Origin of the sequence: Pseudomonas sp., from assembly GCF_050739775.1 — a bacterium.
In the GTDB taxonomy this organism is placed as follows: Bacteria; Pseudomonadota; Gammaproteobacteria; order Pseudomonadales; family Pseudomonadaceae; genus Aquipseudomonas.
In genome coordinates, this window is the sequence record NZ_JBOICA010000069.1 from 1 (window position 1) to 16,127 (window position 16,127).

12 protein-coding genes are annotated in these 16,127 nt (G+C 60.8%); 7 read left to right on the forward strand and 5 right to left on the reverse strand.

Annotation, left to right across the window (positions count from 1 at the left end; translation table 11 throughout):
- Positions 1-216 precede the first annotated feature (216 nt).
- The 4 genes from ACRESH_RS23295 to ACRESH_RS23310 form a co-directional block, all read right to left on the reverse strand.
- The gene (locus tag ACRESH_RS23295; RefSeq protein ID WP_431744185.1) at positions 217-513 is read right to left on the reverse strand and encodes a hypothetical protein; all 297 of its coding nucleotides are present in this window, start codon (positions 511-513) and stop codon (positions 217-219) included.
- 96 nt (positions 514-609) lie between these two features.
- A complete protein-coding gene (locus ACRESH_RS23300) occupies positions 610-2,331 on the reverse strand; it encodes a SulP family inorganic anion transporter (RefSeq protein WP_431744186.1) in 1,722 nt (573 codons plus the stop codon).
- 171 nt (positions 2,332-2,502) lie between these two features.
- Positions 2,503-3,750 (reverse strand): ribonucleotide-diphosphate reductase subunit beta, encoded by a 1,248-nt coding sequence (locus ACRESH_RS23305; RefSeq protein ID WP_274293483.1) that lies wholly within the window; start codon positions 3,748-3,750, stop codon positions 2,503-2,505.
- Positions 3,751-3,969: 219 nt separating this feature from the next.
- The gene (locus ACRESH_RS23310; protein WP_431744187.1) at positions 3,970-6,852 is read right to left on the reverse strand and encodes a ribonucleoside-diphosphate reductase subunit alpha; all 2,883 of its coding nucleotides are present in this window, start codon (positions 6,850-6,852) and stop codon (positions 3,970-3,972) included.
- Positions 6,853-7,630: 778 nt separating this feature from the next.
- Between ACRESH_RS23310 and ACRESH_RS23315 the strand changes: the two genes are divergently transcribed.
- From ACRESH_RS23315 to fhuF, 3 genes are read left to right on the forward strand one after another with little or no spacing between them, the layout of a single operon-like run.
- Entirely contained in the window at positions 7,631-8,356 is a 726-nt protein-coding gene (locus tag ACRESH_RS23315; RefSeq protein ID WP_431744188.1) for a response regulator, read from the forward strand.
- The gene (locus ACRESH_RS23320; protein WP_431744189.1) at positions 8,353-9,969 is read left to right on the forward strand and encodes an ATP-binding protein; all 1,617 of its coding nucleotides are present in this window, start codon (positions 8,353-8,355) and stop codon (positions 9,967-9,969) included. Before ACRESH_RS23315 ends, ACRESH_RS23320 begins: the two co-directional genes overlap by 4 nt.
- Positions 9,966-10,514 carry a siderophore-iron reductase FhuF gene (fhuF, locus tag ACRESH_RS23325; RefSeq protein ID WP_431744190.1) on the forward strand — a complete coding sequence of 183 codons (549 nt, stop codon included), beginning with the start codon at positions 9,966-9,968 and terminating at the stop codon, positions 10,512-10,514. Before ACRESH_RS23320 ends, fhuF begins: the two co-directional genes overlap by 4 nt.
- Positions 10,515-10,517: 3 nt before the next feature.
- Here the strand turns inward: fhuF and ACRESH_RS23330 are convergent, their stop codons facing one another.
- Positions 10,518-11,219, reverse strand: a complete 702-nt coding sequence (locus ACRESH_RS23330; protein WP_431744191.1) for a 4'-phosphopantetheinyl transferase family protein — start codon at positions 11,217-11,219, stop codon at positions 10,518-10,520.
- Between the two features lie 146 nt (positions 11,220-11,365).
- Between ACRESH_RS23330 and ACRESH_RS23335 the strand changes: the two genes are divergently transcribed.
- The 4 genes from ACRESH_RS23335 (at position 11,366) to ACRESH_RS23350 (ending at position 15,716) form a co-directional block, all read left to right on the forward strand.
- Positions 11,366-11,968 (forward strand): hypothetical protein, encoded by a 603-nt coding sequence (locus ACRESH_RS23335; protein WP_431744192.1) that lies wholly within the window; start codon positions 11,366-11,368, stop codon positions 11,966-11,968.
- A gap of 115 nt (positions 11,969-12,083) precedes the next feature.
- Positions 12,084-12,761, forward strand: a complete 678-nt coding sequence (locus ACRESH_RS23340; RefSeq protein ID WP_431744193.1) for a response regulator — start codon at positions 12,084-12,086, stop codon at positions 12,759-12,761.
- Complete coding sequence (locus ACRESH_RS23345; RefSeq protein ID WP_431744194.1) at positions 12,758-14,104, forward strand: ATP-binding protein; 1,347 nt, start codon at positions 12,758-12,760, stop codon at positions 14,102-14,104. Before ACRESH_RS23340 ends, ACRESH_RS23345 begins: the two co-directional genes overlap by 4 nt.
- A 289-nt stretch (positions 14,105-14,393) precedes the next feature.
- A complete protein-coding gene (locus ACRESH_RS23350) occupies positions 14,394-15,716 on the forward strand; it encodes a dicarboxylate/amino acid:cation symporter (protein ID WP_431744195.1) in 1,323 nt (440 codons plus the stop codon).
- Positions 15,717-16,127 lie beyond the last annotated feature (411 nt).

Consider the following 16,127-nt stretch of genomic DNA (forward strand, 5'->3'; position numbering starts at 1 on the left):
ACTCAGTAGTGAAACGATGCATCGCCGATGGTAGTGTGGGGTTTCCCCATGTGAGAGTAGGTCATCGTCAAGATTAAATTCCGAAACCCCTATCTGCGCATGCAGGTAGGGGTTTTGTCTTTGTGGCCGCTGAACCTGTAGGAGCCTCAATCCAGGCAGGTGAAGCATAGGCCAAAAAAAAACCACCCCGCAGGGTGGTCTTGGGCTTGCGTAGGCTTAAACGAAAGCCTGTGGTGCTACACCGCGAGGCAAGCGGCAGCGATCAGCCTGCGCAGCCAGGCGTACACGCCAGTTGGCCTTGAAGCAGAACGGGGCTGCGTTCACCTGGCTGGCTTGGCGCTGCTTGCGCAGTTCTGCCAACGATGGAGTGGCCTTCTTGACCGGGGCGGCATCAGCCTTGACCAGCGAGCGCTGGCACGACTTGCAATCGACCTTGTCGGCTTCAGAAGTGCTGCTGAGGTTATTGCCATTGCGACCGCAAGCGACCGAATCGCTGCTGATTGAGTAGTGCATTACCAAAACTGTACATCTCCACACATATGAACAAAAGCGCGGGTATTTTCGCATAGGTTGGCGCTGGATGCGGCGCTAACCTCCATGGTCGGTTGCCTAAGGTGTCCAGTCCACTCCGTGTTCTTCAAGATAGGCATCCACGGCAGCGCCAACCGTTGGCTGGAAAATATCACGGCCAATATGGTCCAACACTTCAAGGCGTTGAAGTTTGTCCTTGACCGGGTCTTTCATTTCGGCAAAGCGCAGCTCGATGTTTGCCGCACGCAGAGACTGTTCCAGCTCCACCAGCATGTCCGCCGAGGTAACGTCCACACTGGTGACCGGTTCTGCAGCCACAACAACCCGGCGCACCTCGGTCGTAGACTTGGCGACAGCCTCCATCACACACTTCTGGAAGAACTCGGCATTGGCAAAGAATAGCGGTGCATCCCAGCGAAACAGTACCAGCCCGGGCACCAGGCGGGCTCTGGGATAGCGGGAGATGTCGTGATAGCCGCGGACCCCGTCAACGCGGCCGAGCACCGTGTAATGTGGGCGCCAGCCATCCCAGAGAAACTCGATCACAGCGAGGACGACCGCCAGACCGATGCCGGGGACGGCACCAAGTACCACGACGCCAACAAAGCAGGTAATCGACAGCCAGCACTCCCAGCGCTGGATACGGTAGATCCGCTTCAGGTCCTTGACCTCGAACAAGCCAATGGCGGCCACGATCACCACAGCAGCAAGGGCACTGTTAGGCAGGTGTTGTAACAGCTTGGGGGCGAACAGCAGCAACAGCGCCACTCCCACGGCAGCGAACACGCCGGTGAGTTGAGTACGCGACCCCGCTGCCTCGGCAACCGGCGTACGAGAAGCGCTGCTACTGACGGGAAAACCCTGGAACAGTCCTGTTGCCAGATTGGCGACCCCCAGACCGACCATTTCCTGGTTTGGATCGACAGGGGTACGGATCTTGGCCGCGTAAGTACGGGACAGCACGCTAGTGTCAGCGAAGGACACCAGGGCGACAGCGAAGCCACCAACCAGCACCGTGATCAGGTCTTCGGCCCGCAGCCAGGGCACCACGAAGCTGGGTAACCCTTGTGGCATAGCGCCCAGCACCTTGATGCCGTGACTGGCGTCGAGGCCAAGACTGCCCACCACCAGAGTTGCAGCGGCTACGCCGATGAGGATGCCTGGCACGCGCTTGAAGCGCTCGAGCACAAGGATCAGGGCCAGGGTCCCGGCACCGATGGCGAAGCCGACCCAATTGGCCTGGCCTGCCAGCAGCGCCCGGGCGAGCTCCATGACATCGCCCAGGGGCCCGGTGCTCTGCACAGAGATGTCGAACAACTTGGGCATCTGGCTGATCAGTACCGTGAAGGCGATACCGTTCATGTAGCCGTAGCGAATGGGCTTGGACAGCAGCTCAGTGACGAAGCCCAGACGCAGCAGGCCCGCGCCAATACACACCAGCCCAGACACCAGGGCCATGGCGCTGGCCAGGGCAATGGCGCGCATGGGGTCGCCAGCGGACAATGGCAGCACCACGGCAAGAATGATTGCGGCCAGCGCCGAGTCTGGCCCAAGCACCAGGATGCGACTCGGTCCGAACAGGGCATAGACCAGCAGCGGCACGATACTGGCGTACAGTCCAAAGATACCCGACACGCCCGAGGCTTCGGCATAGGCAATACCCACCGGCACCAGCATGGTGGTCAGCACCAGGCCGGCGAGCAAGTCTCTCGGCAGATCGCCCACCTGGTACGAGCGCAGGACCAGCAACCCGGGCAGCCAGCGTCGCCAGCCGGTCCGGGTGGGCGGACTATCGTTCATGCAATGCTCCTTGCTACCCCTGACGCACAGGTTCAGAAAACCGAAACCTCCAGCGTAAAACAGTAGACCAAGCCAACACTGTGTAGGCGCCACACTGTTCAATCTAGCGCGAATACGCAGGCACAAAAAAGGCCACCTTGCGGCAGCCTTTTGCAGAACAAGAGCGAGGAATCAATCCCAGCTCAACGCCCCACCCGTCTGATACTCAATAACCCGAGTCTCAAAGAAGTTCTTCTCTTTCTTCAAGTCCATGATCTCGCTCATCCATGGGAACGGGTTGGTGGTCCCTGGGTACTCTTCTTTCAGGCCGATCTGCGACAGGCGACGGTTGGCGATGAACTTGAGGTAGTCCTCCATCATCGCCGCGTTCATGCCCAGTACGCCGCGCGGCATGGTGTCGCGTGCGTATTCGATTTCCAGTTGGGTGCCCTGCAGGATCATCTGCGAGGCTTCTTCTTTCATTTCGGCATCCCACAGGTGCGGGTTTTCGATCTTGATCTGGTTGATCACGTCGATACCGAAGTTCAGGTGCATGGACTCGTCACGCAGGATGTACTGGAACTGCTCGGCAACGCCGGTCATCTTGTTGCGACGGCCCATGGACAGGATCTGGGTGAAGCCGCAGTAGAAGAAGATGCCTTCCAGCACGCAGTAGTAGGCGATCAGGTTGCGCAGCAGCTCTTTGTCGGTCTCGACGGTGCCGGTGTTGAACTCGGGGTCGGAGATCGCGCGGGTGTAGCTCAGGCCCCAGGCGGCTTTTTTCGCGACCGACGGGATCTCGTGGTACATGTTGAAGATCTCGCCTTCATCCATGCCCAGCGATTCGATGCAGTACTGGTAGGCGTGGGTGTGGATCGCCTCTTCGAACGCCTGGCGCAGGATGTACTGGCGGCATTCCGGGTTGGTGATCAGGCGGTACACGGCCAGGGCCAGGTTGTTGGCAACCAGGGAGTCGGCGGTGGAGAAGAAGCCCAGGTTGCGCATGACGATGCGACGCTCGTCGTCGGTCAGGCCTTCCGGGTTTTTCCACAATGCGATGTCCGCGGTCATGTTGACCTCTTGCGGCATCCAGTGGTTGGCGCAACCGTCCAGGTATTTCTGCCAGGCCCAGTCGTACTTGAAAGGCACCAGCTGGTTGAGGTCGGCGCGGCAGTTGATCATGCGCTTTTCGTCAACCGCGACACGGGCAGCGGAGCCTTCCAGCTCAGCCAGGCCTTCGGCGATGTCGAGTTGGTCCAGGGCAGCCTTGGCACGCTTGACGGCGTCCGAATCATCGGCGGTTACGGCGCGGGCTTCCAGGGCGGCAACACCGCCAGCGTTATCAAGCTTGTCGATGCCTGCGGCAGCGGCTTGAGTGGCGGTTGCACCTTTGGCGGCTTCTTCGCCTTCGTCTTTATCGAATTCGTCCCAGCTCAGCATGGTGGGTCTCCTGCTTGAGGGCCATATTCAGTATGGCCGGTGGATCTTGGTTGCGTTGCTTGCGGGTACTGCTGTGCACGCAAAAACTTGGAATGCTACCGGGAGCGGGGCTCCTCGGAGGAGGTCAGGGTTGTCCCTGACCTTTTTGTCTGGCGCTGTGGGAGGGGCGGGCTGTGACCCTATCGCGGGGCAAGCCCGCTCCCACAGTGCTTTCAGGACTTACTGGCAGGCTTCGCAATCCGGCTCGTCGATGGCGCAAGCTTTAGGCACTGGCGCGGGACCGGCAGCCTGGATCGGTGCGCTGTCGCCACCGCTGGACACAGCGTTGAGCTTGCCGGTGTTGATGGTCGACTTCTCGGTGCTGGTCGCGGCCAGGGCACGGAGGTAGTAGGTGGTTTTCAGACCACGGTACCAGGCCATGCGGTAGGTCACGTCGAGCTTCTTGCCCGAAGCGCCGGCGATGTACAGGTTCAGCGACTGGGCCTGGTCGATCCACTTCTGACGGCGGCTGGCGGCGTCGACGATCCACTTGGTTTCCACTTCGAATGCGGTGGCGTACAGGTCTTTGAGTTCCTGCGGGATACGCTCGATCTGCTGCACCGAACCGTCGTAGTACTTCAGGTCGTTGATCATGACCGAGTCCCACAGGCCACGAGCCTTGAGGTCGTGAACCAGGTACGGGTTGATCACGGTGAATTCGCCCGAGAGGTTCGATTTCACGTACAGGTTCTGGTAAGTCGGCTCGATGGACTGCGATACGCCGGTGATGTTGGCGATGGTCGCGGTCGGCGCGATGGCCATGATGTTCGAGTTACGAATACCTTTCTGTACACGAGCACGGACCGGTGCCCAGTCCAGGGTCTCGTTCAGGTCGACGTCGATGTACTTCTGGCCACGGGCTTCGATCAGGATCTGTTGCGAGTCCAGCGGCAGGATACCTTTGGACCACAGCGAACCCTGGAAGGTCTCGTAGGCGCCACGCTCGTCAGCCAAGTCACAGGAAGCCTGGATGGCGAAGTAGCTGACCGCTTCCATCGACTTGTCGGCGAACTCGACAGCAGCGTCGGAGCCGTATGGGATGTGCTGCAGGTACAGCGCGTCCTGGAAGCCCATGATGCCCAGGCCCACCGGACGGTGCTTGAAGTTCGAGTTACGCGCTTGTGGCACCGAGTAGTAGTTGATGTCGATCACGTTGTCGAGCATGCGCACAGCAGTGTTCACCGTGCGTTGCAGCTTAGCGGTGTCCAGCTTGCCGTTGACAATGTGGTTCGGCAGGTTGATCGAGCCCAGGTTGCAGACCGCGATCTCGTCCTTGTTGGTGTTCAGGGTGATCTCGGTGCACAGGTTCGAGCTGTGCACCACGCCCACGTGCTGCTGCGGGCTACGCAGGTTGCACGGATCCTTGAAGGTCAGCCATGGGTGGCCGGTCTCGAACAGCATCGAGAGCATCTTGCGCCACAGGTCTTTGGCCTGGATGGTCTTGAACACCTTGATCTTGTTGTACTCGGTCAGGGCTTCGTAGTACTCGTAGCGCTCTTCGAAGGCCTTGCCGGTCAGGTCGTGCAGATCAGGTACTTCGTTCGGCGAGAACAGGGTCCACTTGCCGTCATCGAAGACGCGCTTCATGAACAGGTCAGGGATCCAGTTGGCGGTGTTCATGTCGTGGGTACGACGACGATCATCACCGGTGTTCTTGCGCAGCTCGATGAACTCTTCGATGTCCAGGTGCCAGGTTTCCAGGTAGGCACAGACAGCGCCTTTGCGCTTGCCGCCCTGGTTGACCGCTACGGCGGTGTCGTTGACCACTTTCAGGAAAGGTACGACGCCCTGGGATTTACCGTTGGTGCCCTTGATGTAGGAGCCCAGTGCACGCACAGGGGTCCAGTCGTTGCCCAGGCCACCGGCGAATTTCGACAGCATGGCGTTGTCGTGGATCGCATGGTAGATGCCCGACAGGTCGTCCGGCACGGTGGTCAAGTAGCAGCTCGACAGTTGAGGACGCAGGGTACCGGCGTTGAACAGCGTCGGGGTCGAGGCCATGTAGTCGAAGGACGACAACAGGTTGTAGAACTCGATCGCACGGGCTTCTTTGTTTTTCTCTTCCAGCGCCAGGCCCATGGCCACGCGCATGAAGAATACCTGAGGCAGCTCGAAGCGCACGCCATCCTTGTGGATGAAGTAGCGGTCGTAGAGGGTTTGCAGGCCCAGGTAGGTGAATTGCTGGTCGCGCTCGTGATTGATTGCCTTGCCCAGTTTTTCCAGGTCGAAGTCGGCCAGGGCAGGGTTGAGCAGTTCGAACTCGACGCCCTTGGCAACGTAGGCCGGCAGGGCCTTGGCGTACAGCTCGGCCATTTCGTGGTGCGTGGCGCTTTCGGCCACGCCGAGGAAGCCCAGGCCTTCGGCACGCAGAGTGTCCATCAGCAGGCGGGCGGTCACGAACGAGTAGTTCGGCTCGCGTTCAACCAGGGTACGGGCGGTCATCACCAGGGCGGTGTTGACGTCCTTGATGGCCACGCCGTCGTAGAGGTTCTTCAGGGTTTCGCGCTGGATCAGCTCGCCATCGACTTCGGCCAGGCCTTCGCAGGCCTCGCTGATGATGGTGTTCAGGCGGTTCATGTCCAGTGGTGCGAGGCTGCCGTCGGCCAGGGTGATGCGGATGCTCGGGTGCGGCTGCACGCTGGCGTCTTCGGCGTGGACACGGGTAGCACGTTCTTTGGCGCGCTGGTCGCGGTAGATCACGTAGTCGCGGGCAACTTTCTGCTCGCCGGCACGCATCAGGGCCAGTTCGACCTGGTCCTGGATCTCTTCGATGTGGATGGTGCCGCCCGATGGCATGCGACGCTTGAAGGTCGCGGTAACCTGTTCGGTCAGACGGGCAACGGTGTCGTGGATACGCGACGAGGCAGCGGCGGTGCCGCCTTCAACTGCGAGGAACGCCTTGGTGATGGCCACGGTGATCTTGTCGTCGGTGTAGGCGACGACAGTGCCATTGCGCTTGATCACGCGCAGTTGGCCAGGGGCGGTAGCAGCCAGATCCAGGTTCGAATCGGCGGCCTGCGGCGCCTTGGCCTGCGGGTTCTCGCGAGTTGTGTCGGTTTGCATGGGTGTCTCCACGTTCTCTATGTTTGATTAGGCGCCTTGTGGGCGCCAGCCGTTCCGTCCGAAAGCCCAACAACCGACCCTGATGGCACACGGGAGCGCGACGCTCCAGCATGCCGAACAGGTCGGGCATACTCACTTCGGGACAGATCAGGAATAAGGGGCAATTACTTGCCGCTCCCTGGCCGAAGTCAAAGGTTCTGAATCCACGACTCAAAACTGTTGCTGTCAGGTGTGCCTATGGCTTGCAACACCCGTACCCGAAACAACACCCTCCGAGGGTTTGCAACGGACGCCTGCGCCGGAGCGGTTTGGCTGCTGAATGCTTCTAAAGTTCAAGCAAAAAAACCACTGCACCAAGGCTTGAGTTCTTTGCTTGACTTGTGCTTGGGATTTACTTCAAACCCCAAGATGTAGTGTTTTGTTTCGATAGGGATACAAGATAATGCGGTATTGGGGGTATTGCAAGGTCGTGCGCTGTGGATAACTTGTGCGTAGTTTGTGAGTGATTTTGGCTAACGCCTTGTAGGCCGCGTCTTAGCGCAAGATGACCGTCTGTCACCCTTTTTTTCACTGACTGCCATTATCCAGGTAGATATTTTCGGGCGCGCACCCTAGCACAAATCGATCGCCTTCCGAGCAATCGGCCCCGTGGTTTATTGCCGCTCGTGGCGACGGTTGGCAGGCGTCGGTGCGCGACGTAGTATCCGGGGCCGATGTTGCCTTTTGGTGAAGCAGTCCCAAGGGCACTCTTTATAACAACAAGCCGTCGAGGTGAGCCGTGGAGCAGCAGCGCAGTCAGGTATTGATCGTCGAGGATGACCAGCGTTTGGCCGACCTGACCCGTGAATACCTGCAGGCCAACGGCTTCGACGTCGAGGTCGAAGGTGATGGTGCCAAGGCGGCGGCGCGGATTATCGCCGAGCAGCCGGACCTGGTGATTCTCGACCTGATGCTGCCCGGCGAAGACGGCCTGAGCATCTGCCGCAAGGTTCGCAAGCAATTTGCCGGCCCGATCCTCATGCTTACCGCCCGCAGCGATGACCTGGACCAGGTCCAGGGCTTGGACCTGGGCGCCGATGACTATGTGTGCAAGCCGGTGCGCCCACGCCTGTTGCTGGCGCGGATCACTGCGTTGCTGCGACGCAGTGAGCCCGCTGCTCAAAACGAGCCTGCGCAGTGCCTGCAGTTCGGGCCATTGCGGGTGGATAACAGCCTGCGTGAGGCCTGGCTGCGGGATGAGGGTATCGAGCTGACCAGCGCTGAATTTGACTTGCTCTGGCTGTTGGTCAGCAACGCCGGGCGTATCTTGTCCCGTGAGGAGATCTTCACTTCGCTGCGCGGGGTGGGGTATGACGGCCAGGACCGCTCCATTGATGTGCGAATTTCCAGGATTCGCCCGAGAATAGGTGACGACCCCGAGCACCCGCGGATGATCAAGACCATCCGCAGCAAAGGCTACCTGTTCGTGCGCGAGGCGGCCGAGGCCATGGGCCAGGCGCGATGAACTCGATTTTCCTGCGTATCTACGGCGGCATGCTCGCCGCCCTGGTGCTGGTAGCGGTGCTTGGGGTGCTCAGTGTGCACCTGCTCAACGAGGTGCGTGCCGGCCAGTACCGCGAGCGCCTGGCCCACGGCACCTTTACCCTGATGGCCGACAACCTGGTGCCGCAGGGCGACGTTGAGCGCAAGCGCACATTATTGATCTGGGAGCGGCTGCTGGGCATTCCGCTGAAGCTGCAGTCCATGGCGGTGGCCGGCATCGATAGTGGCCAACGCAGCCAGTTGCAGCGTGGTCAGGTACTGGTGGAGAAGACCGGTCCGCATGCGGCCAAGGTCATGCGCCAGGTCGGTACTGAGGATCTGCTGTTGGTCGGCGTGGTTGAGCAGATCAGCGAGCAACTGGCACGGGCGACGATTTACCTGCTGGCCGATGAGCTGGTGCGCTACCCGATCGGCGAACAGCCTCGGCGCCTGGCCGAGCTCAAGCAAAACAAGGGCTTCGGTTTCGACCTGAGCCTGCGACGCCTGGAGCAGACCGACATGGACGAGGACCAGCGCCGACGTGTCGATGAAGGTGACACGGTGATGGCCCTGGGCAAGGATGGCGACTCGATCCGCGTGGTTGCCGGCATGGTCGGCACGCCCTGGGTGCTGGAGATCGGCCCGCTATACCAGATGAATCCCTATCCGCCACAGCTGCTGGCGCTGATTGCCGTGCTCGGCCTGTGCCTGATCGGCCTGATCGTCTATTTGTTGGTGCGTCAGCTGGAGCGGCGTCTGTCCGACCTTGAAGCCGCCGCCACGCGCATTGCCCAGGGTAGCCTGGAAACCCGCGTGGCCGCCGATGATGCCGACTCAGTCGGACGCCTGGCCGCAGCCTTCAATGGCATGGCTGAACACCTGCAGCGCTCGCTGACCATTCAGCGTGAATTGGTGCGCGCCGTTTCCCATGAATTGCGTACGCCGGTGGCGCGACTGCGCTTCGGCCTGGAAATGATCGCCAGTGCGCGGGACGACCAGGCCCGGGAAAAGTACTTGAGCGGCATGGATGGCGATATCCAGGACCTGGACAAGCTGGTCGACGAGATGCTCACTTACGCCCGCCTTGAGCAGGGCGCACCGGCCTTGCATTTTCAGCGGGTCGACCTGGATGCCTTGCTGGATCAGGTGATCGCTGAACTTGCGCCATTGCGCAGCGACGTCAGGGTCGTGCGCGGACCATGCCAGGGCGAGGAACAAGGCCCGGATGGGCAAGGGGCCTGGGTGGAAGCCGAACCGCGCTACCTGCACCGGGCCTTGCAGAACCTGGTGAGCAATGCCATGCGCCATGCTGAATCGCAGGTCAGCCTCAGTTATCAGCTGGGACTGCAGCGTTGCCGGATCGATGTTGAGGATGACGGCCCGGGCATACCGGAAAGTGTCTGGGACCGTATCTTCACCCCCTTCACCCGCCTGGATGACAGCCGAACCCGCGCTTCCGGTGGTCATGGCCTGGGCTTGTCGATTGTGCGCCGGATCATCTATTGGCATAACGGACGAGCGTCGGTCGGGCACAGCGAGCACCTGGGCGGCGCGCGTTTCAGCCTGAGCTGGCCGCGCAGCCAGGGCACGGCATGAGTGCTTCGCTGTCCCTGGAAAAGGTGCTGGAACCGGCCCGTTTCGAGGCCTTGCTGCTTGACCTGTATGGCCCCGAACTGATGCCAGCGCAGCGCCCGGTGCTGGTGTCGCAGTGGTCCAAATACTACTTCGCAGTGGTCTGGCAGTCGCTGCTTGGCGGTACCCTGCTGCCAGTGTTCGGCGCCACCGACGTGACCCTGGATAGCCGCGGCCTGCCGCTTGCCCTGGGAGGGCGGGGCGCGTGCTGTGAAGGGCTCGAGGCGATGCTGGAACATCACCTGCAACCGCTGCTGGTGCGTCTGGCTGCATTGGGGGCGGTAGCGCCGGCGGTGCTCTGGGGCAATGCCGGGGATTGCCTGGATCAAGCGCTGCAACGCCGCGAAGGTGATGGCAGCGGCTTGAGCCGCTTGCTCACGTCACCCGACAGCCCACTGTATGCCGCCGTCAGTTTCGATGCGGCGGGCAAACGCCGTCGGCGTACCTGTTGCCTGAGCTACAAGGTGGACTGGGTCGGACACTGCGAGCACTGCCCATTGCTGGCTTGAACCTCAGACGCTGACCAGGCTCAGCACCTGGTCATCCTGCACGCTGAACTGCCCCTCCAGCTCCTTTCCTTTATGCCACTGCGCCGACAGGTCGGTCAGCAGGCGCAGGCGGGCCTGGCCGTCGCTTGACCACTCCAGCACTTCGGCGTGCTCGAAGTAGAAGCGCTGTTGCACGAGAGGGTAGAGGGCCTTGAACAGGCTTTCCTTGAGGGAAAAGCTCAGGGTGACGGTCAAGCCCGTCTGACTGGCGTCCATCCTGTGCAGCTCGGCCTCGGTGAGGATCTCCCGGGCCAGGCGTTCGGCACGTTCGTCACTGAGCAGGCTTTCCTGGTCCAGCCCCAGCCCCTGGCAGTCGCTGCTGCGCGCCACCACGGCGGCAGCCCAGCCTTTGCCGTGGGTGATCGAACCGCTGATGCCGGTCGGCCAGATCGGCGAGCGGTCCTCGTGGGTGCCAGGTATGTACTCGCGACCATCCAGGCGCTGCAAAGCCGCCCGGGCACATACCCGTCCAGCCAGGTACTCGGCTTGGCGCTTGGCCACCGAGCGTTGCAGGTTGGGTGTCTGCTCGATGCCAGCACGGAGGAAGTCATCGCTGGCCAGCAGCGCAGGATCGAAGGGACAACTGACCAGTACTGCACCGGCGACCGGGTGGGGTAGGGGCCAGTGATGCAGCAGTGGGGCGCAGCAGGAGGGGAGTCGGTTCATGGTCGGTATTGTGCCGTGGGCGTGCGGGGCTTTCCAGTGACCGCGGGCTGTTCAGCCTAGGTTCAGGCAGGGTTCAGCAGCCGTTCAGGACGCTTTGCTTACTCTAGCTTCAACACCCAAACGGCACATCGCCAGGAGTAACCCTTATGAAAGCGCTCAATACCCTGTTCCTCGCCGTAGCCTTTTTCGGCGCCAGTGCTGCAGTCCAGGCCGCCGACACTACCTTCGCCGGTGTCACCTACGGCCAGACCAGCGACAAGATCAAAAAATCCGGCTTGCTGAGCAGCAACACCGATCACCTGAACACCGACGGCATCATCAGCAAGGACGGTACCTGGGGCGTGCGCGTCGGCCAGATGAACGACCAGCGCCGCTACTACCTCACCTATGACAACGTATCCAACGACCATAGCGGCCTGAAGATGCGTCAGGAAAACCTGCTGGGCAGCTACGACGTGTTCTACCCGCTGGGCAACAGCACCAAGCTGTTCGGTGGTGCCAGCGCCGGCCTGACCAAGCTCAGCCAGGAGTCGTCCGGTTACAGCCGCGACACCGACACCGGTTATGCCATCGGCCTGCAAGCCGGCCTGCTGCAACAGGTAACCGACAACGCCTCGGTCGAACTGGGCTACCGTTACCTGCGCAGCAATGCCAGTACCGAGCTTGCCGAGCATGGCGGTCCGAAAGTCGGCACCCTGCGCCTGGACAGCAGCGCGCAGACCTACCTTTCGGCCAACTACGCATTCTGACTCCCCCATGAGGATGTTCGAGCCGGCCAGCAGGTGCATGGCCGGTTCGCTGTTATGCTGCATGGGGTTGGTATTTCGCCGGAGTCACGATCTTCGGCATGGGCAGGGGGAACCTATGAAACTGCTGGTGGTTGAGGATGAAGCACTGTTGCGTCATCACTTGCACAGCCGCTTGACCGAGAGCGGGCACGTGGTTGAAGCGGTGCCCAACGCCGAGGAGGCCTTGTATCAGGCCGAGCAGTTCAACCATGACCTGGCGGTGATCGACCTGGGCCTGCCAGGCATGAGCGGGCTGGACCTGATTCGGCAATTGCGCTCCCAGGGCAAGAGCTTTCCCATTCTGATCCTCACCGCACGGGGCAACTGGCAGGATAAGGTCGAAGGCCTGGCGGCCGGGGCTGACGACTATGTGGTCAAACCTTTCCAGTTCGAAGAGCTGGAGGCACGCCTCAATGCCCTATTGCGCCGTTCCAGTGGCTTTGTTCAGTCGACCATTGCCGCGGGGCCGTTGCTGCTGGACCTGAACCGCAAGCAGGCAACCCTCGACGATCAGCCGCTGGCGCTGACCGCCTATGAATACCGCATTCTTGAGTACCTGATGCGCCATCACCAGCAGGTGGTGGCCAAGGACCGTCTGATGGAGCAGCTCTACCCCGATGACGACGAGCGCGATCCGAATGTGATCGAGGTGTTGGTCGGTCGCCTGCGGCGCAAGCTTGAAGGCAGTAACGGCTTCAAACCTATCGATACAGTGCGCGGGTTAGGCTATCTGTTTACCGAGCGCTGCCGATGATTCGTTCGCTACGCCTGCGGCTGATGCTGGCAGCGGCGCTGCTGGCCCTGTTGTTCATGCTTGGTCTGTTGCCGGCCTTGCAGAAGGCCTTCAGCCTGGCCTTGCAGGAATCGATCGAAAAGCGCCTGGCCTCGGACGTCACCACCTTGATTTCAGCCGCGCGCATCGAGCACAACCAGTTGCAGATGCCGGCGTTGCTGCCCGACGAAAAATACAATCTGCCCGACAGCCGCCTGCTCGGCTACATCTACGATCGCCAGGGCAATCTGGTCTGGCGGTCGCGGGCTACTGCCGATGAAAACATCAACTACACCCCGCGGTATGACGGACGTGGCAACGAGTTCGCGCGGATTCGCCAGGCCGATGGCGAGGAGTTTTTTGTCTATGACGTTGAGGTCAAGCTACTTGGCGGCAAGACGGCGGCCTTCAGCATTGTCGCCCTGCAGCCGGTGCGCGAGTACCAGCATACCCTCGACGGCCTGCGCGAACGTCTGTACCTGGGTTTTGGCGCGGCGTTGCTGGCCTTGCTGGTGCTGCTCTGGGCCGGCTTGACCTGGGGACTGCGCTCACTGCGTCAGTTAAGTCATGAGCTGGATGATGTCGAGTCCGGTGCCCGTGACGGGCTCAGTGCTGAACATCCCCGTGAGTTGCTGCGCCTGACCGGCTCGCTGAACCGCCTGCTGCGCAGTGAGCGTGAGCAGCGTCAACGCTACCGCGATTCGCTGGGTGACCTGGCCCATAGCCTGAAAACCCCGTTGGCCGTGCTGCAAGGGGTCAGTGAAAGCATGGGGCAGCGCCGTGAAGATCGTGAGCAGGCGCGGATACTGCAAAGCCAGATCGAGCGCATGAGCCAGCAGATCGACTACCAGCTGCAACGTGCCAGCCTGCGCAAGAGTGGTCTGGTGCGTCACCAGGTGGCCTTGCAGCCGTTGCTCGAAAGCCTGTGCAGCACCCTGGCCAAGGTCTACCGCGACAAGCAGGTCAGGATCAGCCTGGACGTCCCCGAGCATGCTTTGGTGCCCATGGAGCAGGGCGCCTTGCTCGAACTGCTCGGCAACCTCCTGGAAAACGCCTACCGTCTGTGCCTGAGCCAGGTCCATATCAGCCTGCGCAGCGGGCCATCGCAGATCGAACTGTGTGTCGAGGACGACGGTCCAGGCGTACCCCACGACCAGCGCGAACGCATCCTGCAGCGTGGCGAACGCCTGGATCGGCAGAACCCGGGGCAGGGCATCGGGCTTGCGGTGGTCAAGGACATCATCGAAAGCTACGACGCTAGCCTGACCCTCGATGATTCACTACTGGGCGGCGCGGCATTTCGTATTCGCTTCAATCTGGACTGAGTCGTCATCCCCCCTGGGCGGATTACCGCCATCCTTATGCTTTTGCAAAAGATGTCGGGCGGGAATCCGCCAATCCGCTTGACCCATTTGCAACCTCATTGTGCATCGAACCCCGTAAATGCTGGGTTTGCACCGCTAAAGCGCATTTTGGCATCGGGCTTGCTATTGACCTGACAGAGTTCTGCCAGGCAGCTCGACACAACAAATCCCTCCAGTGCAGGAGGGTTCGCGCTTTAGGTACCCCTCGCATCCTGGGAAGGATGAGCTCGGTACCCTTGAGGAATTAGCCATGACGACGCGTCAGCCACTGTACAAATCGCTGTATATCCAGGTGTTAGTAGCGATCACCATCGGTATCCTGCTGGGCCACTACTACCCTGAAACCGGCGTAGCCCTGAAACCGCTGGGCGACGGGTTCGTCAAACTGATCAAAATGGTCATCGCCCCAATCATCTTCTGCACCGTGGTCAGCGGTATCGCTGGCATGCAGAACATGAAGTCGGTGGGCAAGACCGGTGGCTATGCACTGCTCTACTTCGAAATCGTCTCGACCATTGCCCTGATCATCGGCCTGGTCGTGGTCAACGTGGTCAAACCTGGCGCTGGCATGCATATCGATGTCAGCACCCTGAACGCCAGCAGCGTGGCTGCCTACGCCGCCGCCGGTGCGCAGCAGACCACCGTCGGCTTCCTGCTCAACGTCATCCCCAACACCGTGGTCGGCGCCTTCGCCAACGGCGACATTCTGCAAGTGCTGATGTTCTCGGTGATCTTCGGTTTCGCCCTGCATCGCCTGGGTGCCTATGGCAAGCCGCTGCTGGACCTGATCGACCGCTTCGCCCATGTCATGTTCAACATCATCAACATGATCATGAAGCTGGCGCCGGTCGGTGCATTCGGTGCCATGGCTTTCACCATCGGCCAGTACGGCGTGGGTTCACTGGTGCAGTTGGGCTACCTGATGGCCTGCTTCTATATCACTTGCGTGCTGTTCATCGTCGTGATTCTCGGTGGTATCGCCCGTGCTCACGGTTTCAGTGTTCTCAAACTGATCCGCTACATCCGTGAAGAGCTGATGATCGTGCTGGGTACCTCGTCGTCCGAGTCGGCGCTGCCACGCATGCTGACCAAGATGGAGCGTCTGGGTGCGAAGAAATCCGTAGTAGGTCTGGTCATCCCGACTGGCTACTCGTTCAACCTCGACGGTACCTCGATCTACCTGACCATGGCCGCGGTGTTTATCGCCCAGGCCACCGACACCACCATGGACATCACCCATCAGATCACCTTGCTGCTGGTGCTGCTGGTTGCTTCCAAAGGTGCTGCGGGCGTGACCGGTTCGGGCTTCATCGTCCTCGCTGCCACCCTGTCTGCCGTTGGCCACCTGCCGGTTGCCGGCCTGGCGCTGATCCTCGGTATCGACCGCTTCATGTCCGAAGCCCGCGCCCTGACCAACCTGATCGGTAACGCCGTGGCGACCGTGGTGGTAGCCAAGTGGGTCAATGAGCTGGACGAAGACAAGCTGCAGGCCGAGCTGGCTTCCGGTGGTTCACCGCTGATCGATAACCGTCCGATGGATGACCTGGGTGTGGCTGAAGGTCCGGCCCGTTAATGAAAAAGCCCATCTTCGGATGGGCTTTTTTGTACCTGTTCGCGGGGCAAGCCCGCTTACAGGATTTCTACATCCTTACGCTCCAAAGCTGACGACACTTTGGTACGGCGTGCTCGCCCAAACTCTCAGAATTTTCCCGCGGCTTACCCAGATCGATCCTATATCGCCCCCCGCAAGCACAGTGAAAGGCTTCCCCGCGCGCTAACGAGGGAGGAAGCCAGGCCCCCTGTACGCCACAAACAGACCAGGGAGGCTCGAACATGCTCAATGAATTACGTACGTTCTTCGACCACAGCCGGCACAAGCTCAAGGTGCGCGGCGTCGATGCCGAACTCGACATCCTGGCCTTTCAGGGCGACGAATATCTCAGCCAGCCGTTCAAATACCTGATCGAATTCACCTCCACCGAGC